Raw genomic sequence first — 23,485 nt, 5'->3', positions numbered from 1 at the left:
CGTCAGACGCAACCAAGGCCGCCTTGGGGCGCTTGGGACTCAGCCCAGGGAGCAGGTGCGGGCCAGCTCGGCCGGGGTCGCGTTCGCCGGGCGAGCGATCGTCGCCGATGCCGGGGGCCGGATTCCGCGCAGCCAGCCGGAAAGCGCGTCGAACGCCGTCCGGAAGCACGGGCCCAGCGGGCGCAGGCGGTCCGGGTACTGGTCGACCAGCCCGTCGACGTGGTTGCCGCCCTCCACCCGGTAGTACCGGTGCAGGGCCCCGCGTCCGGCGTCGGTGACCATCTCGTCGTAGACGTCGGAGTCGCGCGAGATCGGCAGCAGCGTGTCGAGCGTGCCGTGCAGGGTCAGCAGCGGCTTGCCGATCCGGCCGGTCAGCGAGATCCGTTCCACCGCCCGCGCCACCGAAGCGGGCCGGGACGCGTAGTCGTAGTCGGCGTCACAGGAAGGCGTTCCACTGGCGCAGAACGGAGTTCCGGCCTGCACCGCGCCGTCGTACGACGGGTCGACCTCCTCGCGGTAGATCCGCTGGGTCAGGTCCCAGTAGACGCGGTAGTGGTAGTCCCACAGGAACTCCGACCCCGGCGCGAACCCGGCGTCCAAAATGGACTGGTGCGCGGACGCCGAACCGGCGGCGTAGGCCGGGTACGCCTTCATCGCGGGCGGCAGGAACGTCAGCAAGTTCGGCCCATCGGCACGCCACAGCGTCCCCTCCCAGTCGACGCCCCCGTCGTAGAGCCACGGCCGGTTCTCCAGCTGCCACCGCACGAGGTAGCCGCCGTTCGACAACCCGGCCGCGAGTGTCCGCGTCGGCGGGCGCCCGTAGTGCCGGGTCGCCGCGGCGCGCGCGGCCAGTGTCAGCTGTGTGACGCGCGAGTTCCACTCGGCCAGCGCGTCGCCGGGGCGGTCGCCGTCGGTGAAGAACGCCGCGCCCGTGTTGCCCTTGTCCGTCGCGGCGAACGCGTAGCCCTCGGCCAAGGCCTGGTCGCCGATCGCGCGGTCGTTCGCGTACTGCCGCCGGACGCCGGGCGAGCCGGAGACGACGAGGCCGCCGTTCCACCGGTCCGGCAGCCGCAGGACGAACTGCGCGTCGTGGTTCCAGCCGTTGTTCGTGTTGGCCGTCGACGTGTCCGGGAAGTAGCCGTCGACCTGGACGCCGGGGACGCCGCTCGGCGCGGGCAATCCCGCCGACGTCAGCCCCGCCCAGTCGGCCTCGACGGTGTGGCCCGACGCGAGCGTGCCCGTCGTCGTCAGGTCGTCGAGGCACACGGCGACGGACTTCTCGGCGCCGGGCACGTCCACCCGGCAGCGCCCGGACGCAGCCGACGCCGACGCGGGCACCGCCGTCACGAGCGCGCCCGCCAGAACCCAAACCAGCCAACCCCGCACGGTTCACCTCCGGTCTTCCGATGACAGCACCCAAGCGCGTGCGCCACCGGCGAACCACCCCGCCGGTCACCATGAATTCCCGCGCCGATGTGGTGGACGGCCACATGGTCAGCGCGCCGCGCCCGTCCTAGCGTCGCGGGAAACCCTCTCAACGACGAGAAGGACTTCCCCATGCGCAAGCTCGCCTTCGCCGGACTCGCCGCGCTCACCGCGGCCGTGCTCACCACCGTCGGCGTCGCCGCCGCGGATCCGCCGCCGTCGTCACTGGTCCAGATCTCTTCGTTCGGGAACAACCCGGGCGCGCTGGCGATGTACACCTACACCCCCGCCGGGCTCGAGACCGGCCGCCCGGTGGTCGTCGCCCTGCACGGCTGCACGCAGAGCGCCGCCGACTACTACGCCCACTCGGGCTGGCCCGAGCTGGCCGACCGGTGGCGGTTCGAGGTCGTGTTCCCCCAGCAGTCGACCGCGAACAACTCGCTGAAGTGCTTCAACTGGTTCTCCACCGCCGACGACACCCGGGGCAACGGCGAGGCCGCGTCGATCAAGTCCATGGTGGACAAGGCGGTCACCGACCACGGCTCCGACCGTGCGCGGGTCTTCGTCACCGGCCTTTCGGCGGGCGGCGGGATGACCGCCGACCTGCTCGCCGCGTACCCCGACGTCTTCGCGGGCGGTGGCATCATGGCCGGGCTGCCCGCGCAGTGCGCCACCAGTGTCACGCAGGCGACGAGCTGCCAGCAGAACAACCAGAACCTGTCCCCGGCGCAGTGGGCGGCGAAGGTGACGGCGCAGAACCCGGGCTACAGCGGGCCGTGGCCGCGCGTCGCGATCTGGCAGGGCACCGGCGACTACACCGTCTACCCGGTCAACGGCACCGAGCTGCGCGACCAGTGGACGGCGGTGCACGGCATCTCCCAGACGCCGACGAGCACGCAGTCCCTGCCCGGCGGCACGACCTTGACGACGTACGCCGACAAGGTGCAGCTGTACTCGATCGCGGGCATGGGCCACGGCACGGCGGTCGACCCGGGCACCGGCGCGACGCAGTGCGGCAGCACCGGCGCGTACTTCCTCGCCGGGATCTGCTCCAGCTACTACACGGGCGTGTTCTTCGGGCTGGACAAGGGATCCGGGACCACGACGACGGCCGCGCCGCCGACCACCACCACGACGACGTCGACGCCCTCGGGCACGTGCGTGAACGCCAGCAACTACGCCCACACCCAAGCCGGGCGCGCGCACCAGAGCGGCGGCCAGACCTACGCGAACGGCTCCAACCAGGCGATGGGGCTGTGGAACACGTTCACCACGCACGCGCTGCGCGAGACGTCACCGGGCTACTGGGTGCTCGCCGACGGGCAGTGCTAGCAGGCCGGAGAGCAGCACCGAGGTGAGGCGCCGGGCCGCCGACGGCGCCTCACCGGGCGGCAACGACCGCACCGACGTCAAGGACATCATCGCGATCGCGACGTCGTCGACCGAAACGCCGAGGCGCAGGACGCCGTCTGCGCGGGCGCGTTCGACCAGCCGCCGGAACGCGTCGCTGTGCTCACGGCGCAAGGCCGCGTAGGCCGGGCGGGCCAGCATGGCGTCGGTGAGCGGCCCTTCCGCGGCCTGCCACTCGCCGAAGCGGTGGAAGGTCCGGGTGAGCGCGCGACGGCTGTCCGGATCGGCCAGCGCGGCCCCGAGCTGCCGCTCGCACACCTGCGCGCGTTTTGAGAACACCGCGGCGACGAGGTCCTCGCGCGACGGGAAATGCCGGTGCACGGTCGCCGGCGCCAGGCCCGCGCGCCGCGCGATCTCCCGCACGGGCAGGCCGGTGCCGTGCCGCGCGAACGCCTCGTGCGCGACCGCGACGAGGTGACGGCGGTTGCGCTCGGCGTCCACCCGCCGGTTCCGAGCCGGATCGTCGCGCACGTCTCTCACTTCCCGTTCCCGTCCGGTGATCACTCCTACGGTAAGCGCCGTCAGCCCGTCGGAGCTTCCCGGGAGTGAGTGTGTACGCAGTCCGGTTCGAGCGGTTCGGGCCGCCCGAGGTCCTGTCCCCCGGCGAGCTCCCGGAGCCGCACGCGGGCCCCGGCGAGGTGCGCGTCCGCGTGCGCGCGGCCGGAGTTTCGCCGGTCGACCTGGCGATCCGCGCGGGGAAGTCGCGCTCGCCCGTCGCCCTGCCGCACATCCCGGGCGTCGACGCGGCGGGCGTCGTCGACGAGGTGGGTCCCGGGGTCGAGGACGTCCGGCTCGGCGACGAGGTCTTCGGCGCGGTCGACGTCGCCCGCCTCGGCGGGGCGACGGCCGAGTTCGCCGTCCTCGCCTTCTGGGCGCCGAAGCCGCCGTCGATGCCGTGGGCGCAGGCGGGCGGCGCCGCGTCCGGGATCGAGACGGCCACCCGCGCCCTCGACCTGCTCGACGTCCACGCGGGCACGACCCTGCTGGTCGACGGCGCGTCCGGCGGGGTCGGCAGCATCGCCACGCTCTTGGCGCTCGCGCGCGGTGCTCGCGTCGTCGGCACGGCCGCGCCGGGCAACCAGGAGTTCGTCGCCGAGCTGGGCGCGACCCCGGTGCCGTACGGGCCCGGGCTGCCCGCGCGGGTGCCGGTCCCGGTCGACGCCGCCCTCGACGTCGCCGGGGCGGGCTCGCTGCCCGAGCTGGTCGCCCTGACCGGGTCGTCGTCTTCGGTCGTCACGCTCGCCGACTTCGGCGGCCCGGCGCACGGCGTGCGTGTCTCCGTCGGCGTCCTGGGCGGTCAGCCCCACGGACGGCACGGTCTCGCCGCCGCGGGCGCGTTCTTCGAAGCGGGCCGCTTCCGCGTGCCGGTCGAGGAAGTGTTCACCGACGCCGTCGCGGCGCACGTCGCCGCCGAACGCGGGCCGCGGCGGGGAAAGCTCGTGGTCGCGCTCAGCGGGTAGTCGTCCGCACGGTGGCCTGCCACGCGGCTTCGGTTTTCGGCGCGCGGTCGCCGAGGGCGATCAGCGCGCAGTCGCGGCCCTGGGCGAACAGGGACTGGGTGACGGTCGTGAGCCCGGCGCGTTCGGCGTCCGGGCCGTCGTCCCACCCGGCGACGGCGAGGTCTTCCGGCACCCGCAGCCCACGGCGCCCGGCGGCGTCGAGGACGGCGAACGCGAGCTGGTCGCTCATGGCGACGACGGCGTCGGGTTCGGTGTCGAGGAGCGCGTCGGCCATCTTCGCGGCGTCTTCGCGGTCGTTGCGCGCCACGACCGCGACCGGGAGTCCACCGGTGTCGCCGAGGCGGTCGTAGATGCCTCGGAGACGCTCGCGGGTGACCGGGAACGCCACGGCGTCCGGCGACGGCCCGGTTTCCAGCCGCGGCCGCCGGTCGCGGTCGAAGGGGAAGCTCAGCACGGCGGGCCGCCGCGCTCCGGCGAAGGTGCGCGCGGCGAGTTCGCGGGCGGACGCGCGGTTGTCGATGCCGACGACCCGCGCGCCGGGCACGGCCGGGCCGCCGTGGACGGCGACCGGCTTGCCGAGCCCGCACACGACGGCGAGCACCGGGTCCGTGTCGACGGTGGTCCAGACGATGTAGCCGTCGACCGAAGCGGATTTCACGCGCTCGATGTCCTCGGCCGCGCCGGTGGTCGGGATGAGGTTCAGCCCGCTCCCGCGTTCGCGGCAGACCTCGGCGACCCCGGCGAGGAACCGGCGGGCCTGCGGGTCTTCGAAGGCGTAGGCGAGGTGTTCGCCGAGCACGACGCCGATGGCGCCGTTGTGGCGACGGCGCAGCGAGCGCGCGGTCGGGTCCGGGCCGCGGTAGCCGAGCTCGGCGGCGGCCTCGCGGACGCGCCGCAGCGTCTCGGGGGCGACCCGGTCCGGCTGGTTGTAGCAGTACGACACGGTCATCGCCGAGACCCCGCACCGGCGCGCGACGTCGGCCATCGTGACGCGCTCGGCTCTGGACATGCCCCCAGCCTAGCTGTGTATCGTTAAACAATGCTCGTCGAGCCGAGGACCAGGGTCGCCTTGGGGGCGTTGAGCGCCGCCTGTTTCGTGTCCGTGACGTCGGAGAACCTGCCGGTCGCGCTGCTGCCGCAGCTCGCGTCCGGGCTGGGCGTCGCGGACTCCGCCGTCGGGCTGCTGATGACGGGGTACGCGGCCGTGGTGGCGGTGACGGTGGTGCCGCTGGTCGCGCTGACCGCCCGCTGGGACCGCCGCGCGACGGCGCTGGTCACGCTCGGCATGGTGGTGGTGTCCAACGTGGTGCTCGCGGTGGCGCCGAACTACGGCGTCGCGGTGGCGGCGCGGCTGGTCGCGGCGGCGGGCCACGGGGTGTTCTGGTCGGTCGTGGCGTCGATGGCGGCCCGCCTGCTCGGGCCGGGGCAAGGCGGCCGCGCGACGGCGGTGGTGTTCGCCGGGAACTCGCTGGCGTTCCTGTTCGGGCTGTCGGTCAGCTCGTGGCTCGGCACGACGCTGGGCTGGCGCGTCGCGGTCCTGGCGGTGGCCGCGGTCGCGGCTTTGACGGCGCTGGTCATCCGGGTGACGGTCGGCCAGATGGCCGCGCTGGCCCCGCCGGTCCGACGCGGTGTGGTGGACCGGGCGCAGGTGCCGGTCAACCTGACGACCCTGCTGGTGGTGACCGGGCACTTCGCGGCGTTCACGTACATCACGGCGTTGATCGCCCGGTACGCGCACGTTTCGGGGTCGGCGACGTCGGCGGTGCTGTTCGCCCACGGGACGGCGGGGTTGGCGGGATTGGTGCTGATCGGACGGCGGGTCGACCGGTCCCCGAGGGCGACGGCGCTGGTGACCACGGGCGGGCTGGCGGTCTGCATGGTGGCGCTGCTGGCGGGCGGACCGGCGTGGGTTTCGGGGGCGGCGATCGTGGTGTGGGCGGCCCCGGCGGCCGGGATCGGGGTGGTGCTGCAGGCGGCGGTGCTGCGGGTGGCACCGGACCGGCCCGACCTGGCCTCGGCGGTGTACATCGTGGCGTTCCAGGTGGGGATAGCCGCGGGCGCGGCCCTCGGCGGGCTGGCGGTGGCGAAGGGGATGTTGCCGGTGGCGGCGGGAATAGCGGCGGCGGGCGGTCTGGCGGCGGCGCTGGTGGTGCGGCGGTCGGCGGCCTTCGAGACAGTCAAGTAATTCAGCGAGGCCCCCTCAGCCGCCCAGGCGGTGCACCCGCAAGGCGAGCTGGATCTCCAGCGCCCGGTCCGGCGTCTGCCAATCCTCCCCCAGCAACGACGCCACCCGCTCCAGCCGCTGCACCACGGTGTTCACATGGACGTGCAACACATCCTTCGTCCGCGCCAGCTGCGACCCGTTCGCGAAGTAGGCCTGCAGCGTCGCCACCAGCTCGGTCCCCCGGCGCTCGTCGTAGTCCAGGACCGGCCCCAGCGTCTGCCGCACGAACGCCCCCAAATCCGCGTGGTCGCCCAGCAACTGCCCCAAAAATCCCAACCCCGCCATAGCCGCGCCTTCGCCACCGCGGCCCAGAGCCAGCAGCGCACGCACGCACCGGGCCGCCTCCGCGTGGGCGTCCGCGATCGCCGTCGGGCCGCCCGCCGGGCCCGCCGCTCCCACCGTCACCGGGTGGCCGGTCGACGCGCCGACGTCGGCCGCCACCCTGCGGGCCAGCTCGTCCGGGTCGCCCTCGCCGAGGAGGACCACCTCCTCCGCGTGCACCCCCACCAGCGTCGCGTGCCGGGCCGCCGCGCCCGCCAGCCTTCGCCGAGACACCCCGTCCGCGTGCGCCACCAGCACCGCGTGCGGGGCCGACAGGTCGATCCCCAGCCGCCGGCCGCGGGCCAGCAGCGCCCTCGGGTTGCGGTCGGGCGCCGTCAGCAGGTCCGTCAGCAGCTCGCCGCGGACCTCGTCCTCCGCCCGGACCACCGAACGGCGCAGCATCAGCAGCAACGCCGTCACGACGCCGGCGCGTTCGAACAGCCGCCGGTCGGGCTCGGTCAGGCCCGCGCGACCCGCCAGCACCAGGCTGCCCAGCAGCTCCGGGCCGGCCTGCACCGCGCACACCCAGCTGTCCTTTGTGGACACCGCGCGCCCGGACGCGCGGGCCGTGGCCAGCGCGCTCGGGTCGAGCGCGGCCGGGCGGGACGAGCTCGCCAGCACCGTGCCGTCCGCGTCGTAGACCGTCAGCTCGCCGTGCAGCACCCCGGCCACCGCCTCGGCGACGTCCGGCAGGTCGCCGCCGCGCAGCACCAGGTCGGTCAGCCGGTCGTGCGCGTCCTCGGCGCGTTCCATCGCCTCGTTCTGCGCCCGGATCGTCGCGTTGGCCTCGTTCAGCTCGGCGACGGCGCGGCGTGTCTGGTCGAGGAGGTTCGCGCTGTCCAAGGCGATCGCCGCGTGGTCGGCGAGCGACGACAGCAGCGCCACTTCGTCCGCGGAGAACTCCCGCGTCGAGCGGTCGGACGCGAAGAGCACGCCGAGCACCTTCGGGCCGATCGCCAGTGGCACGCCGAGGATCGCGGTCAGGCCTTCGTCGCGGACGCCGGAATCGATGTGCCGGGTGTGCTTGAACCGGTCGTCGTTGAAGTAGTCCGACGTCGCGTACGGCCGCGCGGTCTGCGCCACCAGCCCGCCGAGGCCCTCCCCCATGCCGAGCACGATCTGCTGGAACTCCGCCGACACCGATCCGTCGCTGACCCGCACGTAGGTCTTGTTCTCGGCCTCGTTGTTCAGCGACAGGTAGGAAACGTCGACGCCCAGCAGTGCCCGCGCCCGCCGGACGATCGAGCGCAGCACGGTGTCCGGATCGGACAGTGCGGCCAGCTCGCCCGCGGTGTCGAACAAAGCGAGCAGCTGGGCCTCGCGACGGCGGTGCTCGGCGAGCGTCTCGCGGATCCGCAGGGCCAGCTCGCCCGCGCTGGCCAGCTCGGCGAGGTCGGCCGCGCCGAGCGCGCCCTCGGCCCGCGCGGCCACGACGACGTGCGCCAGCTGCTCGGTGCTCGCCCCGGCGGCGAGCAGGTCGAGCAGCCGGCGCAACGCGTCGGAAGGTGCGGTCACGGCCGTCATGCTAGGGCGAAACGGTCGCCGCTTCCGCGTCGACGCTGTCGTCGTGCAGCGACTGGCCGCGCGTCTCGCGGGCGGCGAGCAGCGCGATCACCGTGAGCAGGCACATCGCCGCGACGTACAGCGACACCGGCACCGTGCTCTTCCAAGCCGAGAACAGCGCGACGGCGATCAGCGGCGCGACGGCCCCGGCCGCGATCGAGGACAGCTGCCCGCCGACCGAGAGCCCGGTGTAGCGCACGCGGGTCGGGAACTGCTCGGCGAAGAACGCGGCCTGCGGCCCGTACATCGCGCCGTGCAGCACCAGCCCGACGATCGTGGCCAGCACGATCACCGCCGACGACTTCGTGTCCAGCAGCGCGAAGAACGCGAAGCCCCACACGGCCATCCCGATCGCGCCGGTCAGGTAGACCGGGCGCCGGCCGATGCGGTCGGACAGCGCGCCCCACACCGGGATCGTCACGAAGTGCACGGCCGAGCCGATGAGCACGGCGCTGAGGCCGACGCCCTTCGGCAGGTGCAGCCCGGTCGTGACGTAGACCAGGATGAACGCGGTCAGCACGTAGTACGAGACGTTCTCGGCCATCCGGGCGCCGATCGTGATCAGCACCTGGCGCCAGCTGTCGCGGAAGACGTCGACGACCGGGACGTGCTTCTCGGTCCGCGCCTCCGCCTGCGCCTGGGCGGCGAGGAACACCGGCGATTCCGCGACGGCCAGCCGGATCCACAGCCCGATCAGCAGCAGCACGCCCGAGAGCAGGAACGGGACGCGCCAGCCCCACGACAGGAACGTCGCGTCGGACTGCGTCGCGGACAGGATCGCCAGCACGGCCGTCGCGAGGAGGTTGCCGCCGGGCGCGCCGCACTGCGGCCAGCTCGCCCAGAACCCGCGGCGGCGGTCGTCACCGTGCTCGGAGACGATCAGCACCGCGCCACCCCATTCCCCGCCGAGCGCGAAGCCCTGGACGAGGCGAAGCAGCGTGAGCAGGAGTGGAGCCGCGACACCCGCGCTGGCGTACGTCGGCAGGACGCCCATCAGGCACGTCGAGCCGCCCATCAGCACCAGGCTGACGACGAGGAGCTTCTTCCGGCCGAGCCGGTCCCCGAAGTGGCCGAAGACGAGGCCGCCGACCGGCCGGGCGAGGAACCCGACGGCGTAGGTCAGGAACGCCAGCAGCGTGCCGGTGAGCGGGTCCGCCGTCGGGAAGAACAACTTGTTGAACACCAGCGCGGCGGCGGAGGTGTAGAGGAAGAAGTCGTACCACTCGATGGTGGTGCCGATCAGGCTCGCGCCGACGATCTTGGCGATCGCCGACCGGTGGGGTTGGCTCACTGCGGGCTCCACTTCCTTGTGGTCGGGCGGGATTTCAGGCGGCGGTCCAGCCGCCGTCGAGCGGGATGGAGGCCCCGGTGACGTGGCCGGCGCGCGGGGAGCACAGCCACACCACCAGGGAAGCGACGTCCTCGGGTTCGATGAGCTTCTTGATCGCCGCGCGCTTGAGCAGGACCTCGGCGACGACGTCCTCGCGCGGGACGTCGTGCTCGGCGGCCTGGGCGTCGATCTGCCCGTCGACCAAGGGGGTGCGGACGTACCCGGGGTTGACGCAGTTGCTGGTGACGCCGTGTTCGGCTCCCTCGAGCGCGGCGACCTTGGAGAGGCCCTCGAGGCCGTGCTTCGCGGTGACGTACGCGGCTTTGTAGGCGGAGGCGCGCAGCCCGTGGACGCTCGACATGTTGACGATCCGCCCCCAGCCGCGCGCGTACATCGACGGGAGCGTGTGCCGGATGAGGAGGAAAGGCGCCGTGACCATGAGGGTTTGGATCCGCGCGAAGACGTCCGGCGGGAAGTCCTCGAGCGGGGCGACGTGCTGGATCCCGGCGTTGTTGACGAGGACGTCCACCTCGCCCGGCAGCCGCTCGACGGCGCCGGACTCGGTGAGGTCGACGGAGTGCGCCCAGCCGCCGACCTCGCTCGCGGCGGCTTCGGCCCGCTCGCGGTCGACGTCGACGACGTGCACCTTGGCCCCGGCGGCGGCGAGGGCCCGGACGCAGGCCAGGCCGATGCCGGAGGCCCCGCCGGTGACGAGGGCGGTGCGCCCGTCCAGATCGCTGGTCATGGACGGGAACGGTAAGCGTGACGCCGGTCGCTGGGTATGTGCGTGAGCCCCACAAGTGCGGAAGATCCGGTGGCTCGGGCCGACACAAGGCGGGCTACCGGCTCATGAGCCTTGCCGCAGCACCGAAAGGTAGTGCGCGTTCGTCATGACGCCGAGGACGTTGCCGAAGGGGTCGACGACCGACGCCGTCACGAACCCGGGTCCGCGCTCGGTGATCGGCTCGTGTTCCTTCGCGCCCAGCTCGTGCAGGCGGGCGACCGTCGCCTCGAGGTCGTCGACGTGCCAGTAGACGATCTCGCCGCTCGGCCCGCCCGCGCCCGCCGGCACGTACTTTCGGTCGATGAGCCCGAGTTCGTGCTGGTAGTCGCCGATGCGGAACTCGGCGTATCCGGGGCGGTGGAAGTACGGCTCGACGCCCAGGAACTCCGCGTACCACTTCTTCGCGGCCTCGTGGTCGTCGGCGAAGTACGAAACGGTGGCCATCCCTCGCAGCATGTCTGCTCCTTCCGAATCAGTGGTGGCGACAGCATGCGGAGTGAAAGTGCGCACCGAGTGAGCACTTTGTTTGCCAGACTTCCCCCATGCGCGCCGACCGCCTCGTGGCCACCCTCCTGCTGATGCAGACCCGCGGCCGCGTCACGGCGGGCGAGCTGGCCCGGGAGCTGGAGGTTTCCGTCGCCACCGCGCGCCGCGACCTCGAAGCGCTCTCCGCGGCCGGGGTGCCCGTCTACCCGCAGCCGGGCCGCGGGGGCGGCTGGCAGCTCGTCGGCGGCGCGCGGACCGACCTCTCCGGCCTGAGCGCCCGCGAAGCGCGTGCTCTCTTCCTCCTGGCGGGCCCGGCCGCGACCGCCGCACCGGAGGTCAAGTCCGCGCTGCGGAAGCTGATGGGCGCGCTGCCCGGCACGTTCCGGGCGGAGGCCGAAGCCGCCGCGGACGCCGTCGTCGTCGACCAGGCGGGCTGGGGCGAGCGCCCGAAGGACCGGCCGCCGATGGTCGAGCTGCTGCGGGACGCCGTCATCGCGCGGCGGAAGGTCCGGCTCACCTACGGCGGGCGGCAGCCGTCCGAACGCCTCGTCGACCCGTGGGGCCTGGTCGACAAGGACGACGTCTGGTACCTCGTCGCCGGGACCGCCAAGGGCCGCCGGACGTTCCGGGTGGACCGGGTGGTCGCGGCCGTCCCGACCGACGAGCCCGCCGATCGCCCGTCCGACCTGGAGCTGGCCGCGGTGTGGGACGAGGTCGTCGAGGAGGTCGAGCAGCGCCGTTCGCTCCTGACCGCCGACGTCGTGCTCGCCCGCCGCCACCTCGACGTCATTCGGGGCCGGTTCGGCAGGCACTGCGAGCCGGTCGCCGACCTGCCCGGCGACCGCGTCCGGGTGCGGGTCGCGGCGCCCGCGCCGATCATGATCGCCCAGGAGCTGGCGGGATGGGGCGCGCTCGTCGAGGTGGAGGGGCCCGATTCGGTGCGCTCCGAACTCGCGCGGCTCGGTTCGGAACTGGTCGCCCGCTATGCGCGCTGAGTGCCGCTGTCGCGGTTATGCTCGGTGAACGCCGTTTATCGATCCATAGTGGACACTAGGAAGACCTACTACGAGTGTCCGTTACTCTCCGGTATCTGGCCGTTCGGAGTATCCGTGATCACCCGTTTGCTGCTACTGTGACGCCTTCGTGACCTGAACGTGTGTTCGGTGACAGTGCGGTAAGGGCAGAGACGATGCGTGACGATGTAGTCGAAGCGAGTGCCGTTGTCGGGCACACGCCGGACGTGGTGTGGCAGATCGTCGGATCGCCGGAGTGGTATTCGCGGTTCGTGCCGGAGATCAGCTGGTGCGAGGTCCAGGAGCCGGCCGGGCGCGGCCGCGGGCCGAAAGCCGTCGTCCGGATCGTCCCCGAGCGCGGGCCGATGTTCGAAGCGCAGGTCCAGGCCGTCGTGTACCGGCCCGGCGAGCACGTCGTCTGGTGCGGCATCCCGGACGAGGGCACGTGGGTTTCCGTCGAGCTGAGACCCCTGGCCGGTGGCCGGACCGAGCTGTTCGTCCGGATGATGCTGCCGCCGTCGCACCTCGACCTGGTGTCGTCGGTGAAGAAGGACCTCCGCACCCTCGCCCGCCGCCTCGACCTGCATCTGTCCGGCGAGCCCGACCCCGACGCCGACCGCGACGGGAACAAGGCCACCAAGCTGCGCACCACGAGCGTGCTGCTGCGCGCCGGTGTGCTCAGCCCGGCGCGGCCCGACAAGCTCGCCCGCCAGCTCAACTCCCTCGCGCAGTGGGGCGCGACCGTCGCGGGCGGTTACCAGGCCGCCGCCGCGCGCGTCCCCGACGAGCCCGCCCTGCACGACGAGCGCAGCCTCCGTACCTTCCGCCAAGTCCAGGAGCGCAGCGACCGGCTCGCCAACGCGCTGAGCGAGCTGGGTGTCGGCGAGCGCGACCGGATCGCGCTGATGTGCCGCAACCACGCCGCGATGGTCGAGTCGTTCGTCGCCGCCAGCAAGCTCGGCGCCGACGTCATCCTGCTGAACACCGGCCTGTCCGCGGCCTCGGTGAAGGACGTGCTGGCCGAGCACGAGCCCGCCGCCGTGCTGGCCGACGACGAGTTCGCGCAGACCATCGCGAACGTGCCGGGCGAGTTCGCCCGGATCAGCACCTGGCCGGACGCCGACGCCGGCTACCCGACCGTCGACGAGCTGATCCACGCCGCGCCCGCCGACCCGCCCAAGCCCGTCGAGCGGCCGGGCCGCCTGGTCGTGCTCACCTCCGGCACCACCGGAACGCCGAAGGGCGCGCGCCGCCCGACCCCGAAGGGGCTGAGCGCCGCCGCGGCGATCCTCGACAGCATCCCGCTGCGGGCGGGCGACCGGATCCTCGTCGCGGCGCCGCTGTTCCACAGCTGGGGCCTCGCGGCGATGCAGATCGGCATGGCCCTGCGCGCGTCGCTGGCGATGATCCGCAAGTTCGACGCCGAAGAGACGTTGCGGACGATCGCCGAGCAGAAGTGCGACGCGCTGTTCGCCGTGCCGATCATGCTGCAGCGCATCATGGACCTGCCCGAGCGGGTCCGCGCGCGCTACGACCTTTCGTCGCTGCGGATCGTCGCGAGCAGCGGCTCGGCGATGTCCGGCGCGTTCGTCACGCAGTTCATGGACACCTTCGGCGACGTCCTCTACAACTTCTACGGCTCGACCGAGGTGTCGTGGGCGAGCATCGCCGGCCCGGCCGACCTGCGCGCGGCGCCGACCACCGCGGGCCGCTGCCCGCTCGGCACCCGCGTCGCGATCCTCGACGAAGACCGCAAGCCGGTGCCGCCGGGCGGCGAAGGCCAGATCTTCGTCGGCAACGACATGCTCTTCGACGGCTACACGAACGGCACGGATCCGGCGCGCGCGGCGGACCTGATGGCCACCGGCGACGTCGGTTACCTCGACGCGGCGGGCCGCCTGTTCGTCACCGGCCGGGCCGACGAGATGATCGTCTCCGGCGGCGAGAACGTGTTCCCGCGCCCGGTGGAAGAGGCGCTGGTCGCGCTGCCCGGCGTGCACGACGCGGCGGTGGTCGGGGTGGCGGACGCGGAGTGGGGCCAGCGCCTCGCGGCGTACGTCGTGCCGCGGCGCGGCGCTTCGCTGCACGCGGAGGACATCCGGGCCTACATCCACCAGCGCCTGGCCCGGTTCGCGGTGCCGCGGGACGTCTACTTCGTGCCGGACCTGCCGCGCAACGCGACGGGCAAGATCCTCAAGCGCCTCCTGCACGACGACACCTGGCCCGCGACGTCGGAGTACTGACGGATCAGCCGACCGGCTGCCGCAGCACGGTTTTGAGCCTCGCGGGCTCGACTCGGCGCGGGTCGCCGAGGTAGATCTCGTGGTGCAGGCCGGTCGGCTTCAAGCCCTGCTCGGGCAGGTACTCGTCGTGCAGGCGGGCGAGCAGCGGGCCCTCGTCGTCGTATGAACCGACGTGGAGTGCCTGGGCGCACTTGCCTTCGGTCAGGGTCTCGAGCCGGACCGGCGCGTCGATCTTCTTCTTGTGCCGCACGGCTTCCCGGGCTTCGTCGACCTCGGCCTGACCGACCCACGGCGGTTGCGCGATGAGCATCGTCCACTGCCAGGAATCCTTGGCACGCACGGTGAAGGCGGCGTAGTCGTCGGCCCACCACAGGCCTTCCAGCGGGCCGACGACGAAGTCCTCGCCACGCTGCTTCGCCGCCATCTTGATCGTGTACGCGAAGCTGTAGAGAGCTTCGACGGCCCGCTTGTAGCTTTCGGCGGTGTTCGGGTTGCCCTGACCGTCGATCGCGAGGAACCGCTGCTCGGGCACCTCGACCAGGGCCCAGTCCGTGTTCTTCGGCGCGTAGAACTGCTTCAGGTCTTTCTTGAGGTCGTACGGCATCAGGACGTCCTCCCGGCCAGCCACTGGGCTTCGGCTTCGAGCTGCGTGATGGAGTAGTCGAAGATCGCCCGGACGAACGGCGGGACGTCCGGCTGGGCCGCCGCCGCGCGCCGCACCTCGGCCAGCCGTTCCTCGACCGCTTCCGCGCGCCGGGTCAGCGCGGCGGCGAGCCGATCGGGCGGGACGACCGGGCTGTTGGCCAGCCCGACCAGCACGGGCGGGTGCACCGGGCGCAGTTCGGCGATCGCGGCCTCCGCCGCGGCCGCGCAGGCTTTGCGGCCCGCGTCGGTGGCCGTGTACGTCTTCTTGGCCTTGGCGTGCGCGCGGTCCCCCGCCACCTCGGTGATCAGGCCGCGGTCGCGGAGCTTGCCGAGCACGTAGTAGATCGAGCTGAAGCCGAGCGCGGTCCAGTCGCGCATGCCGCGCTGCGAGACGACCTCGTCCAGCTCGTAGCCGTGCCTCGGCCGCTCGACCACCAGGCCGAGCACGGTCAGTTCCGCGTCCGTGAGCACGTCGCTATCCTAGCACTAGGATACTCGGCCGCCGGAAAATGTCGGTGGGGGCTGGCATGCTGCACCAGTACCCGAAACCGAGGGAGCACAGTGGGGGGACAGGTGGTGACGGCGGTGCCGTGGACCGCGGAACGCGTGGCCGGGCTCGCGCCGGATCCCGCGTCGGAGAAGGCGGGCCGGGCGCTCGCCGTGCCGGCGAGGTGGACGGGCGCGGGCGCGTCCGAAGATGCCGTGTGGGGCTTCTGCCAGGGCAGCGGCAAGAAGCCGTACCAGACGTGCGTCGAGCTCGCCGAGCCCGCGTTCCGGTGTTCCTGTCCCAGCCGGAAGTTCCCGTGCAAGCACGCGCTGGGCCTGCTGATGCTGTGGGCGGCCGGGCGGATCGACACTGGGGAGCCGCCGGAGTGGGTGCACTCCTGGCTGCTCGAACGCGCCGACCGCGCCCGGCGGGCCGAGAAACGTGCGGAGGCGGCCGGGCCGAAGGACGAAGAGGCGGCCGCCCGCCGCGCGGGCGAGCGGGCCGCGCGCGTCGAAGGCGGCGTGGCCGAGCTGAAGATCTGGCTGACCGACCGGATCGGCGCGGGCTTCGCGGGATTCGAGCGCGGCGGCGGCGAGGAACTGCGCACGGTCGCCGCCCGAATGGTCGACGCACAAGCGTCCGGCCTGGCGGGCGGCCTGCGGCGGGCGGCCGGGATCGTGGGCCGCCGCGACTGGCCGGAGGCGTTGCTCGGCGAGCTGTCACTGCTGTACTTGCTGGCGGACGCGGCGACGCGGCTGGACGCGCTGCCACCAGCGTTGGCGGACACGGTCCGCACGCGGCTCGGGTTCTCGGTGGAGACGGCACGAGTGCTGGAGAGCGGCGAGCGGGTCGCGGACGAATGGCTGATCACGGGCGCGGCCGACGAGGAGAACGACCGGCTGCTCACCCGCCGCACGTGGCTGCGCGGCCGCCGCACGGGCCGGGACGCGCTGGTGCTGTCGTTCGCACCGCCGGGCCGTCCGCTGGATTCTTCGTTGCCACCAGGGCATTCGCTGTCGGCCGAGCTGGCGTTCTACCCGGGCGCGGCGCCGTTGCGGGCCCTGGTGGCGGAGCGCGAGATCCCGTCGGCGGCACCGTCGGCGGAGGGCGGTTCGATCGCGGAGGCGCTGGAGGCGTACGCGCGGGCGATGGCGGCGGACCCGTGGCTGGAGCGCTGGCCGGTGCTGCTGTCCGGCGTGACCCCGGCCGAGCACGCGGGCGGGTGGTGTCTGTCCGAAAAGGACGGAACGGCGCTGCCGCTGGTGCCGTACGCGTTCCCGTGGGCATTGTTGGCGATGTCGGCGGGCAACCCGGTGACGGTGGCGGGCGAGTGGAGCCCGGCGGGCCTGCGGCCGTTGACGTGCTGGACGGAGAACCGGGCGGTGCGGCTGTGAAAGCCTGGGAAGACCTCGTCGGCACCGCCCTCCTCGGCACCCGGCGGCGCACCCTCGACCCGGCGGCCCAACCACCGGCCGTCCAGGACCTCGTCGCCGACCGCTCCGATCCCGCCGAGCAGCTGCTCACCGCCGCCGCCGTGCTCACCACCTATCGGCGCGCCGGGAAGCGGCCCCTCGCCGACGTCAAGCCCCTGCCCGTCGCCGCTCCCGATGAACGGCCCTTCGTACCTCCGCTCGCCCGGGAACGGCTCGCCCGGCTCGTCGCCGCCAGTCATCCCGATCTGCTGCTCGAGTGGCTCGGCATCGTCGCCGGCACGCACTACCGCGTACCGCCGGAAACCCTGCCCCTGCTGGCCGAAGCCGCCCGGACCAAAGCCGCCCTGCGGGGGCCGCTCGTCGCCGTCGCCGGGCCCGTCGGGGCGTGGCTGGGCCAGCGGAACCCCGACTGGGCCTTCCTCTCCGCCCCACCCGAAGAGTCCGGGGACGTCTGGCAGTACGGCAGCCTCGCCCAACGCCGCCGGTGGCTCGCCGTCCGGCTGGCCGAAGACCCCGATACCGCCCGCGCAGCCCTCACCAGCTCCTGGAAGAGCGAACCCGCCGATGTCCGGGCCGACTTCCTCGGCGTCCTCGCCGCGCACGTGCGGCCCGACGACGAAGACTTCCTCGAGGCCGCCCTCACCGACCGCGCCGCCGCCGTCCGCGAACGGGCCGCCGAACTGCTCGGCCGCCTGCCCGGCACGCGGTACGGGCAGCAGATGGCCGACCGGCTGCGACCACTGGTCCGCCGGAAACGCCGGGTGCTCGAAGTCTCGCTGCCCCAAGGCGAACGCGGCGAGGGCACCGTCCGGCTGCGCTCCCTCGTCGCGGCCGCTCCCCTGTCCTTCTGGACCGAGTTCGGCCCACCCGCCGAGGTCGTCCGGATGACCGTCGAGGGCTGCCCGCCCGGGGTGCTGCGCGACTCCTGGGCCACCGCCGCCCTGCGCCAGCGCGACGAAACCTGGGCGCAGGCCCTGATCGGCGCCGACCCCGGCGGGCGCACCACGCCGCCGCTGCTCGGCGTGCTGAGCCCGGCCAGCCAGGCCGCCACCGTCGGGCACCTGGTGAGCAGGCTGCCCGTCGAATCCTTCGCGCGGCTGGTGCACGAGCTGCCCCGGCCGTGGACGAAAGAACTCGGCACCGCCCTGCTCGACTGGATCGCCCGCCAGGACGACCACCGGCTCGTCTCGCACGCCGCCGTCGTCATCGCCCGCGCCGTCCCGGCCGAGTGCCTGCGCCACCCGCTGGCCACCACCCGCCTCACCATGGACGCCGGGCCGTGGCGCCGGGCGCTCACCGAAACGCTGAACTTCCGCCGCGAAATGTACGAGGAGCTCGCATGACCGCCCCCGCCACCGTCCTCCGGCCGCACGCCGAGCAGGACCACGCCGCCGAGCTGGCCGCGCTGGCCGCCGCCGACGACCGGGCGAAGCCGCCGAACTGGAACCTGTCCCCGTGGGCCGTCGTCGAGTACCTGCTCGGCGGCACCCTGCCCGACGGCACCGTGATCACCCCGAAGTACGTCGGCCCGCGGCGGCTCATCGAGGTCGCCGTCGCCACCCTGGCCACCGACCGCGCCCTGCTGCTGCTCGGCGTGCCCGGCACGGCGAAGACCTGGGTGTCCGAACACCTTTCCGCCGCGATCAGCGGCGATTCGACGCTGCTGGTGCAGGGCACCGCGGGCACGTCCGAGGAGTCGATCCGCTACGGCTGGAACTACGCCCGCCTGATCGCCGAAGGCCCGAGTGCGGCCGCGCTCGTCGAAAGCCCGGTGCTGCGCGCGATGCGCGACGGGAAGATCGCCCGGCTCGAAGAGCTGACGCGCATCCCGGCCGACGTCCAGGACACGCTGATCACGATCCTCTCCGAGAAGACCCTGCCGGTCCCGGAGCTCGGCACCGAGGTCCAGGCGCGGCCGGGCTTCAACCTGATCGCCACGGCCAACAACCGCGACAAGGGCGTCAACGAGCTGTCGAGCGCGCTGCGGCGGCGGTTCAACACCGTGGTTCTGCCGCTGCCGGACAGCGCCGAGGCGGAGGTCGAGATCGTCAGCAGGCGCGTCGCCGAGCTGGGCGCGTCCCTGCAGCTCCCGGCCGAAGCCGCCGAGCTGGCCGAGATCCGCCGGGTCGTCACGGTCTTCCGCGAGCTGCGTTCCGGCCGCACCGAAGACGGCCGCACGGCGGTGAAGTCGCCGTCCGGCACGCTGTCGACCGCCGAGGCGATCAGCGTGCTCACCGGCGGGCTCGCGCTGGCCGCGCACTTCGGCGACGGCGTGCTGCGCCCCCACGACATCGCGGCCGGCATCCACGGCGCCGTCGTCAAGGACCCGGTGGCCGACCGCGCGATCTGGATCGAGTACCTGGAGACGGTCGTCCGCGAGCGCGACGGCTGGGCCGACTTCTACCGGGCGGGCCAGGAGATCTCGTGACCACCCACCTGCTCGGCATCCGCCACCACGGCCCGGGGTCCGCCCGTGCCGTGGCGACGCGGCTCGCCGAACTGGAGCCCGACGTCGTGCTGATCGAGGGTCCACCGGAAGCCGACGCGCTGGTCGAGCTCACCGAAGACCCCGCGATGGCCCCGCCGGTCGCGCTGCTGGCGTACGCGGTCGACGACGTCTCGCGCGCCGCGTTCTGGCCGTTCGCCGTCTTCAGTCCCGAGTGGCAGGCGCTCGCCTACGCGCGCGAAGCCGGGATCCCGGTGCGGTTCTGTGACCTCCCGGCCGCGAACACGTTCGCCGCGGGGCCGGACGAGCACACCGGCCCGCCGGTCGACCCGCTGGCCCTGCTGGCTTCGGCCGGGGGTTACGACGACCCGGAACGCTGGTGGGACGACGTCGTCGAGTCGCGGCGGGACAGGGAGAACCCGTTCGACGTGATCGCCGAAGCGATGAGCGCCGTGCGGGAGGACGAGGAACCGCCGCGGGGCAACGAAGCCCGGCGCGAGGCCTACATGCGCACGGTGCTGCGCCGCACGCGCAAGGACGGCTTCGAGAACATCGCCGTCGTCTGCGGGGCGTGGCACGTGCCCGCGCTGGCCGACCCGCTGCCACCGGCGTCGCACGACCAGGCCGTCCTCAAAGGACTCCCGAAGCGGAAGGTCGCGTGCACCTGGGTGCCGTGGACGCACGGGCGGCTCGCCACGGCCAGCGGCTACGGCGCGGGCGTGCGGTCGCCGGGCTGGTACCACCACCTGTTCACCACCGCCGAGGACGTCACCACGCGCTGGCTGACCGGGGTCGCAGGTGTGCTGCGGGAAGAGGACCTGCCGGTGTCGACCGCGCACGTCATCGAGGCGGTCCGGCTGGCCGAGACGCTCGCCGCGCTGCGCGGGCGGTCGTCGGCCGGGCTCGCCGAGGTCACCGAAGCCACCCGGTCGGTGCTGTGCGGCGGCGACGAGGTGCAGGTCGAGCTGGTCACGCGGCAGCTGGTCGTCGGCGAACGGCTCGGCGAGGTCCCCGACCGGGTGCCGCAGCCGCCGCTGGCCGCGGACCTGACCGCGACGGCGAAACGCCTGCGGCTCAAGAAGGACCCGGTCGTCAAGGAACTCGACCTCGACCTGCGGACGCCGGGCGGTCTCGACCGGTCGAAGCTGCTGCACCGGCTGCGGATCCTCGGCATCGAGTGGGGCAGCCGGGAGGCGTCCGCGCGACGCAACCGCGGCACGTTCCGGGAGACCTGGGCGCTGGCCTGGGAGCCGTCGTTCGAGGTCGACCTGGTCGCGGCGGCGGTGTACGGCACCACCGTGCCGTCGGCGGCGACGGCCGCGGTCCGCGGCGCGGTCGAGGGCACGCCCCCGCTGGACGAGGTGACCACGGCGGTCGAGAACTGCCTGCTCGCCGACCTGCCGGAGGCCCTGCCCGACGCGCTCACGGCGCTGGACGCGCGGGCGGCGGCGGACGCGGACGTCGCCCGGCTGATGTCGGCGCTGCCCGCGCTGGCCAGGGCGACGCGCTACGGGAACGTGCGCGGCACGGACACCGCCTCGCTGCGCACGGTCGCCGACCGCATGCTCGACCGGATCTGCGCCGGGCTGCCCCCGGCGACGCACGGCATCGACGACGACGCCGCGGCCCGGATGGCCAAGCTGGTCGACGGCGTCCACGACGCGACGTCGTTGCTGGACGAGGACGCGAAGGAACGCTGGCTGGCCGCGCTGACCCGGCTGGCCGAACGGCCGTCGCTGCCGCCGCTGCTGGCCGGGCGGCTCACCCGGATCCTGCACGACGCCGGGTTGTTCGACGCGCTCGACATCGAGCTGCGGCTGGGCCGGGCGCTCACGCCGGGCGTCACGCCGTCGGCGGGCGCGGCGTACGTCGAGGGCTTCTTCGACGGCGGCGCGTTGCTGCTGGTGCACGACGAAGGCCTGCTGCGGGTGATCGACGCGTGGCTCGCGTCGATCCCCGGTGACGTGTTCACGGAGGTGCTTCCGTTGCTGCGCCGGACGTTCGGGGCGTTCAGCGGTCCCGAGAAGCGGGCGATCGGGCAGCGGGCGGCCGGGCTCACCGGCTCAGCCCGCGTCGTGCCGGTGGCCGACGAACTCGACGAAGACCGGGCCGAGCGCGTGCTGCCGGTCCTGGCGACCTTGCTGGGGGTGGGGGCATGAGCGCGGACACGGACCGGGTGCGGCGCTGGCGGCTGGTGCTGGGGGCCGAAGGCGCGGGCGAGGGGTCCGGGCTGGCCGACGCCCCGCTGTCCGAAGAGGACAGTGGAGTCGACGCGGTGTTGGCCGCCCTGTACGACAAGCCGGACGAGGAGACCGCGGGCGGGCCGCGGAGCGCGAACCTCGGCGCGTCGGCGCCGCGGGTCGCGCGCTGGCTCGGCGACATCCGGCGCTACTTCCCGAGCACGGTGGTCCAGGTGATGCAGCGCGACGCCGTCGACCGGCTCGGGCTCACCCGGATGCTGCTGGAGAAGGAGCTGCTGTCGGCGGTCGAGCCGGACGTGCACCTGGTCGGCACGCTGCTGTCGCTGAACGGCGTGCTGCCGGAGGAGACGAAGGAGACCGCGCGCGAGGTCGTCCGCAAGGTCGTCGAGGAACTGGAGGAACGGCTCGCCGAACGCACCCGGTCGGCGATCACGGGCGCGCTGGACAAGGCGTCGCGCACGCACCGGCCGCGCCCCGGCGACGTCGACTGGGCGCGCACGATCCACGCCAACCTCAAGCACTACTCCCCCGACCTGCGCACGATCGTCCCGGAGAAGCTGGTCGGCTTCGGCAGGCGGCGGCAGGCGGTGCAGCGGGACGTGGTGCTGGCCGTCGACCAGTCGGGCTCGATGGCGGAGTCGGTGGTGTACTCCGGGTTGTTCGGCGCGGTGCTGGCCTCGATGCGGGCGCTGAAGACGAGCTTCGTCGCGTTCGACACGGAAGTCGCCGACCTCACCGAGCACCTGGCCGACCCGGTCGACGTGCTGTTCGGTACTCAGCTGGGCGGCGGCACGGACATCAACCGGGCGATCGCGTACTGCCAGGGGCTGGTCGAGCGACCGGAGCGGACGCTGCTGGTGCTGATCAGCGACCTCTACGAGGGCGGCGACGAGGAGGAGCTGCTGCACCGGATCGGCGAGCTGGTGGGCGCGGGAGTCCAGGTGGTCACGCTGCTGGCGCTGTCGGACTCGGGCGCGCCGTCGTACGACCACGAGAACGCGGCGGCGCTGGCCGAGCTGGGTGTGCCGTCGTTCGCGTGCACGCCGGACCAGTTCCCGGAGCTGATGGCCGCCGCCGTCCGCGGCGACGACCTGCAGGCGTGGGTGTCCCGCGAGACCAGCTGAGTTGCGGAATGAAACCGACGGCTCGGTGGTTGACGAAGATGCGGGGCAGCCCCCGCAGGAAGGACGGCTCGCCATGAAGGTCCGCAGCTCGATCCGCTCGCTCGCCCGCCAGCCGGGTGCTCAGGTCATCCGCCGGGGGACGAAGGTGCTGGTGATCAACAAGGACAACCCGCGCAACAAGGCCCGCCAGGGCTGACCGGGGACGTCGGCCGGGCTCCCGCCCTACGGGAGCCCGGCCTTTTCACGTGCGCACCTTGAACTTCAGGTGCAGCACCCGGTCGCCCTGGATGACCAGGTGGGGGTCCTCCAGCAGGTGCTGTCCGTCGATGGCACCGAAGTAGCGCTTGCCCGAGCCGAACACGACCGGCACGACGTCCATCGCCACCTCGTCGACCAGCCCGGCCGCGAAGGCCTGGGCGCCGACGTCGCCGGCGTTCACGGCGACGGTCCGGTCCCCGGCGAGCTTCTTGGCCTTGGCGATCGCGGCGGTCACGTCGTCGACGAAGTGGTACGACGCCTCGGGGTGCCAGCCCTCGGGTTTGGGCCGGTGGGACACCACGACCACGTGGTCGCCCGCGGGCGGGTCGCCCTCCCAGCCGTTCACCAGGTCGAACAGGGTGCGGCCCATGACGATCGTGCCGATCGAGGCCCACATCGACCGGACGTACTCCGCCGACGCGCTGGACACCCGGAAGCCGCTCCCTGCGCCGGAGTGGTCGTACTGCTCGCCGGCGCGCTCGATGATCGGGTGGTCGCCGCTGAAGTACCACTCGTGGAGGGGTCCGACGTCGTCGTTCGCGTCGGCGATGAAGCCGTCGACCGACACGACGTTGTGCATGATCACGGTGCCCACGGCTGCTCCTCGGGTCTCGGTGCGCGGAGGCCTCCGA

The 23,485-nt window shown here is 73.2% G+C and carries 21 protein-coding genes; 11 read left to right on the top strand and 10 right to left on the bottom strand.

Going from position 1 to position 23,485, the window contains the following annotated elements; all coding sequences use genetic code 11:
- Positions 1-39: 39 nt before the first annotated feature.
- Positions 40-1,386, bottom strand: coding sequence for a 3-hydroxybutyrate oligomer hydrolase family protein (locus tag QP939_RS33050; RefSeq protein ID WP_285450153.1), 1,347 nt, complete (start codon positions 1,384-1,386; stop codon positions 40-42).
- Positions 1,387-1,557: 171 nt separating this feature from the next.
- Here QP939_RS33050 and QP939_RS33045 point away from each other — a divergent pair, with 171 nt between their 5' ends.
- The gene (locus QP939_RS33045) at positions 1,558-2,757 is read left to right on the top strand and encodes an extracellular catalytic domain type 1 short-chain-length polyhydroxyalkanoate depolymerase (RefSeq protein ID WP_285450152.1); all 1,200 of its coding nucleotides are present in this window, start codon (positions 1,558-1,560) and stop codon (positions 2,755-2,757) included.
- On the opposite strand, the gene QP939_RS33040 is transcribed toward QP939_RS33045, so the two are convergent.
- Complete coding sequence (locus QP939_RS33040; RefSeq protein ID WP_285450151.1) at positions 2,719-3,306, bottom strand: TetR/AcrR family transcriptional regulator; 588 nt, start codon at positions 3,304-3,306, stop codon at positions 2,719-2,721. The two genes, QP939_RS33045 and QP939_RS33040, sit on opposite strands and share 39 nt — an antisense overlap.
- Before the next feature lie 80 nt (positions 3,307-3,386).
- On the opposite strand from QP939_RS33040, the gene QP939_RS33035 reads away from it, so the two are divergent.
- Positions 3,387-4,295 (top strand): NADP-dependent oxidoreductase, encoded by a 909-nt coding sequence (locus QP939_RS33035; protein ID WP_285459903.1) that lies wholly within the window; start codon positions 3,387-3,389, stop codon positions 4,293-4,295.
- Here the strand turns inward: QP939_RS33035 and QP939_RS33030 are convergent.
- Positions 4,285-5,304 (bottom strand): LacI family DNA-binding transcriptional regulator, encoded by a 1,020-nt coding sequence (locus tag QP939_RS33030; RefSeq protein WP_285450150.1) that lies wholly within the window; start codon positions 5,302-5,304, stop codon positions 4,285-4,287. The genes QP939_RS33035 and QP939_RS33030 overlap by 11 nt on opposite strands.
- 30 nt (positions 5,305-5,334) lie before the next feature.
- Here QP939_RS33030 and QP939_RS33025 point away from each other — a divergent pair, with 30 nt between their 5' ends.
- Positions 5,335-6,480, top strand: coding sequence for an MFS transporter (locus tag QP939_RS33025; protein WP_285450149.1), 1,146 nt, complete (start codon positions 5,335-5,337; stop codon positions 6,478-6,480).
- A gap of 15 nt (positions 6,481-6,495) precedes the next feature.
- On the opposite strand, the gene QP939_RS33020 is transcribed toward QP939_RS33025, so the two are convergent.
- The 4 genes from QP939_RS33020 to QP939_RS33005 all read right to left on the bottom strand — a co-directional run bounded on the left by QP939_RS33020 (position 6,496) and on the right by QP939_RS33005 (position 10,973).
- On the bottom strand, positions 6,496-8,364 hold the full coding sequence (locus QP939_RS33020; protein ID WP_285450147.1) for a helix-turn-helix domain-containing protein: 1,869 nt from the start codon (positions 8,362-8,364) through the stop codon (positions 6,496-6,498).
- 1 nt (position 8,365) lies between these two features.
- Positions 8,366-9,694: an MFS transporter gene (locus QP939_RS33015; RefSeq protein WP_285450146.1), complete on the bottom strand. Its 1,329-nt coding sequence runs from the start codon at positions 9,692-9,694 to the stop codon at positions 8,366-8,368.
- Between the two features lie 34 nt (positions 9,695-9,728).
- The gene (locus QP939_RS33010; protein ID WP_285450144.1) at positions 9,729-10,478 is read right to left on the bottom strand and encodes a 3-hydroxybutyrate dehydrogenase; all 750 of its coding nucleotides are present in this window, start codon (positions 10,476-10,478) and stop codon (positions 9,729-9,731) included.
- Positions 10,479-10,580: 102 nt separating this feature from the next.
- A complete protein-coding gene (locus QP939_RS33005; protein ID WP_285450143.1) occupies positions 10,581-10,973 on the bottom strand; it encodes a VOC family protein in 393 nt (130 codons plus the stop codon).
- Positions 10,974-11,059: 86 nt separating this feature from the next.
- On the opposite strand from QP939_RS33005, the gene QP939_RS33000 reads away from it, so the two are divergent.
- Both QP939_RS33000 and QP939_RS32995 read left to right on the top strand, forming a co-directional pair.
- Complete coding sequence (locus QP939_RS33000) at positions 11,060-11,998, top strand: helix-turn-helix transcriptional regulator (protein ID WP_285450142.1); 939 nt, start codon at positions 11,060-11,062, stop codon at positions 11,996-11,998.
- Positions 11,999-12,192: 194 nt separating this feature from the next.
- Complete coding sequence (locus QP939_RS32995) at positions 12,193-14,259, top strand: AMP-binding protein (protein ID WP_285450140.1); 2,067 nt, start codon at positions 12,193-12,195, stop codon at positions 14,257-14,259.
- Between the two features lie 4 nt (positions 14,260-14,263).
- Here the strand turns inward: QP939_RS32995 and QP939_RS32990 are convergent, their stop codons facing one another.
- Positions 14,264-14,863, bottom strand: coding sequence for a GyrI-like domain-containing protein (locus QP939_RS32990; RefSeq protein ID WP_285450139.1), 600 nt, complete (start codon positions 14,861-14,863; stop codon positions 14,264-14,266).
- Positions 14,863-15,375 (bottom strand): PadR family transcriptional regulator, encoded by a 513-nt coding sequence (locus QP939_RS32985; RefSeq protein ID WP_285450138.1) that lies wholly within the window; start codon positions 15,373-15,375, stop codon positions 14,863-14,865. Before QP939_RS32985 ends, QP939_RS32990 begins: the two co-directional genes overlap by 1 nt.
- A gap of 90 nt (positions 15,376-15,465) precedes the next feature.
- Here QP939_RS32985 and QP939_RS32980 point away from each other — a divergent pair, with 90 nt between their 5' ends.
- The 6 genes from QP939_RS32980 (at position 15,466) to QP939_RS32955 (ending at position 22,791) form a co-directional block, all read left to right on the top strand.
- Positions 15,466-16,785 (top strand): SWIM zinc finger family protein, encoded by a 1,320-nt coding sequence (locus QP939_RS32980; RefSeq protein ID WP_285450137.1) that lies wholly within the window; start codon positions 15,466-15,468, stop codon positions 16,783-16,785.
- The gene (locus QP939_RS32975; RefSeq protein WP_285450136.1) at positions 16,782-18,167 is read left to right on the top strand and encodes a DUF5691 domain-containing protein; all 1,386 of its coding nucleotides are present in this window, start codon (positions 16,782-16,784) and stop codon (positions 18,165-18,167) included. The genes QP939_RS32980 and QP939_RS32975 overlap by 4 nt, the downstream gene beginning before the upstream one ends.
- Positions 18,164-19,252, top strand: coding sequence for an ATP-binding protein (locus tag QP939_RS32970; RefSeq protein WP_285450134.1), 1,089 nt, complete (start codon positions 18,164-18,166; stop codon positions 19,250-19,252). The genes QP939_RS32975 and QP939_RS32970 overlap by 4 nt, the downstream gene beginning before the upstream one ends.
- Positions 19,249-21,429: a DUF5682 family protein gene (locus QP939_RS32965; protein WP_285450132.1), complete on the top strand. Its 2,181-nt coding sequence runs from the start codon at positions 19,249-19,251 to the stop codon at positions 21,427-21,429. Before QP939_RS32970 ends, QP939_RS32965 begins: the two co-directional genes overlap by 4 nt.
- The gene (locus QP939_RS32960; protein WP_285450131.1) at positions 21,426-22,595 is read left to right on the top strand and encodes a VWA domain-containing protein; all 1,170 of its coding nucleotides are present in this window, start codon (positions 21,426-21,428) and stop codon (positions 22,593-22,595) included. Before QP939_RS32965 ends, QP939_RS32960 begins: the two co-directional genes overlap by 4 nt.
- Positions 22,596-22,668: 73 nt before the next feature.
- Positions 22,669-22,791 carry a ribosomal protein bL36 gene (locus tag QP939_RS32955; protein WP_086684836.1) on the top strand — a complete coding sequence of 41 codons (123 nt, stop codon included), beginning with the start codon at positions 22,669-22,671 and terminating at the stop codon, positions 22,789-22,791.
- Between the two features lie 45 nt (positions 22,792-22,836).
- Here QP939_RS32955 and QP939_RS32950 read toward each other — a convergent pair whose 3' ends face one another.
- The gene (locus tag QP939_RS32950; RefSeq protein ID WP_285450130.1) at positions 22,837-23,448 is read right to left on the bottom strand and encodes a dihydrofolate reductase family protein; all 612 of its coding nucleotides are present in this window, start codon (positions 23,446-23,448) and stop codon (positions 22,837-22,839) included.
- Positions 23,449-23,485 lie beyond the last annotated feature (37 nt).

The sequence above is a fragment of the Amycolatopsis nalaikhensis genome, from assembly GCF_030264295.1.
Lineage (GTDB): Bacteria > Actinomycetota > Actinomycetes > Mycobacteriales > Pseudonocardiaceae > Amycolatopsis > Amycolatopsis nalaikhensis.
This window is presented reverse-complemented; position numbering and strand designations above follow the sequence as displayed.

What these genes read in the sequence shown, in the direction of transcription:
- QP939_RS33045 (WP_285450152.1), top strand. Translation starts at nt 1,558, where the DNA reads ATGCGCAAGCTCGCCTTCGCCGGACTCGCCGCGCTCACCGCGGCCGTG.
- QP939_RS33030 (WP_285450150.1), bottom strand. Translation starts at nt 5,304, where the DNA reads ATGTCCAGAGCCGAGCGCGTCACGATGGCCGACGTCGCGCGCCGGTGC.
- QP939_RS33025 (WP_285450149.1), top strand. Translation starts at nt 5,335, where the DNA reads ATGCTCGTCGAGCCGAGGACCAGGGTCGCCTTGGGGGCGTTGAGCGCC.
- QP939_RS33020 (WP_285450147.1), bottom strand. Translation starts at nt 8,364, where the DNA reads ATGACGGCCGTGACCGCACCTTCCGACGCGTTGCGCCGGCTGCTCGAC.
- QP939_RS33010 (WP_285450144.1), bottom strand. Translation starts at nt 10,478, where the DNA reads ATGACCAGCGATCTGGACGGGCGCACCGCCCTCGTCACCGGCGGGGCC.
- QP939_RS33005 (WP_285450143.1), bottom strand. Translation starts at nt 10,973, where the DNA reads ATGCTGCGAGGGATGGCCACCGTTTCGTACTTCGCCGACGACCACGAG.
- QP939_RS33000 (WP_285450142.1), top strand. Translation starts at nt 11,060, where the DNA reads ATGCGCGCCGACCGCCTCGTGGCCACCCTCCTGCTGATGCAGACCCGC.
- QP939_RS32995 (WP_285450140.1), top strand. Translation starts at nt 12,193, where the DNA reads ATGCGTGACGATGTAGTCGAAGCGAGTGCCGTTGTCGGGCACACGCCG.
- QP939_RS32990 (WP_285450139.1), bottom strand. Translation starts at nt 14,863, where the DNA reads ATGCCGTACGACCTCAAGAAAGACCTGAAGCAGTTCTACGCGCCGAAG.
- QP939_RS32970 (WP_285450134.1), top strand. Translation starts at nt 18,164, where the DNA reads ATGACCGCCCCCGCCACCGTCCTCCGGCCGCACGCCGAGCAGGACCAC.
- QP939_RS32960 (WP_285450131.1), top strand. Translation starts at nt 21,426, where the DNA reads ATGAGCGCGGACACGGACCGGGTGCGGCGCTGGCGGCTGGTGCTGGGG.
- QP939_RS32955 (WP_086684836.1), top strand. Translation starts at nt 22,669, where the DNA reads ATGAAGGTCCGCAGCTCGATCCGCTCGCTCGCCCGCCAGCCGGGTGCT.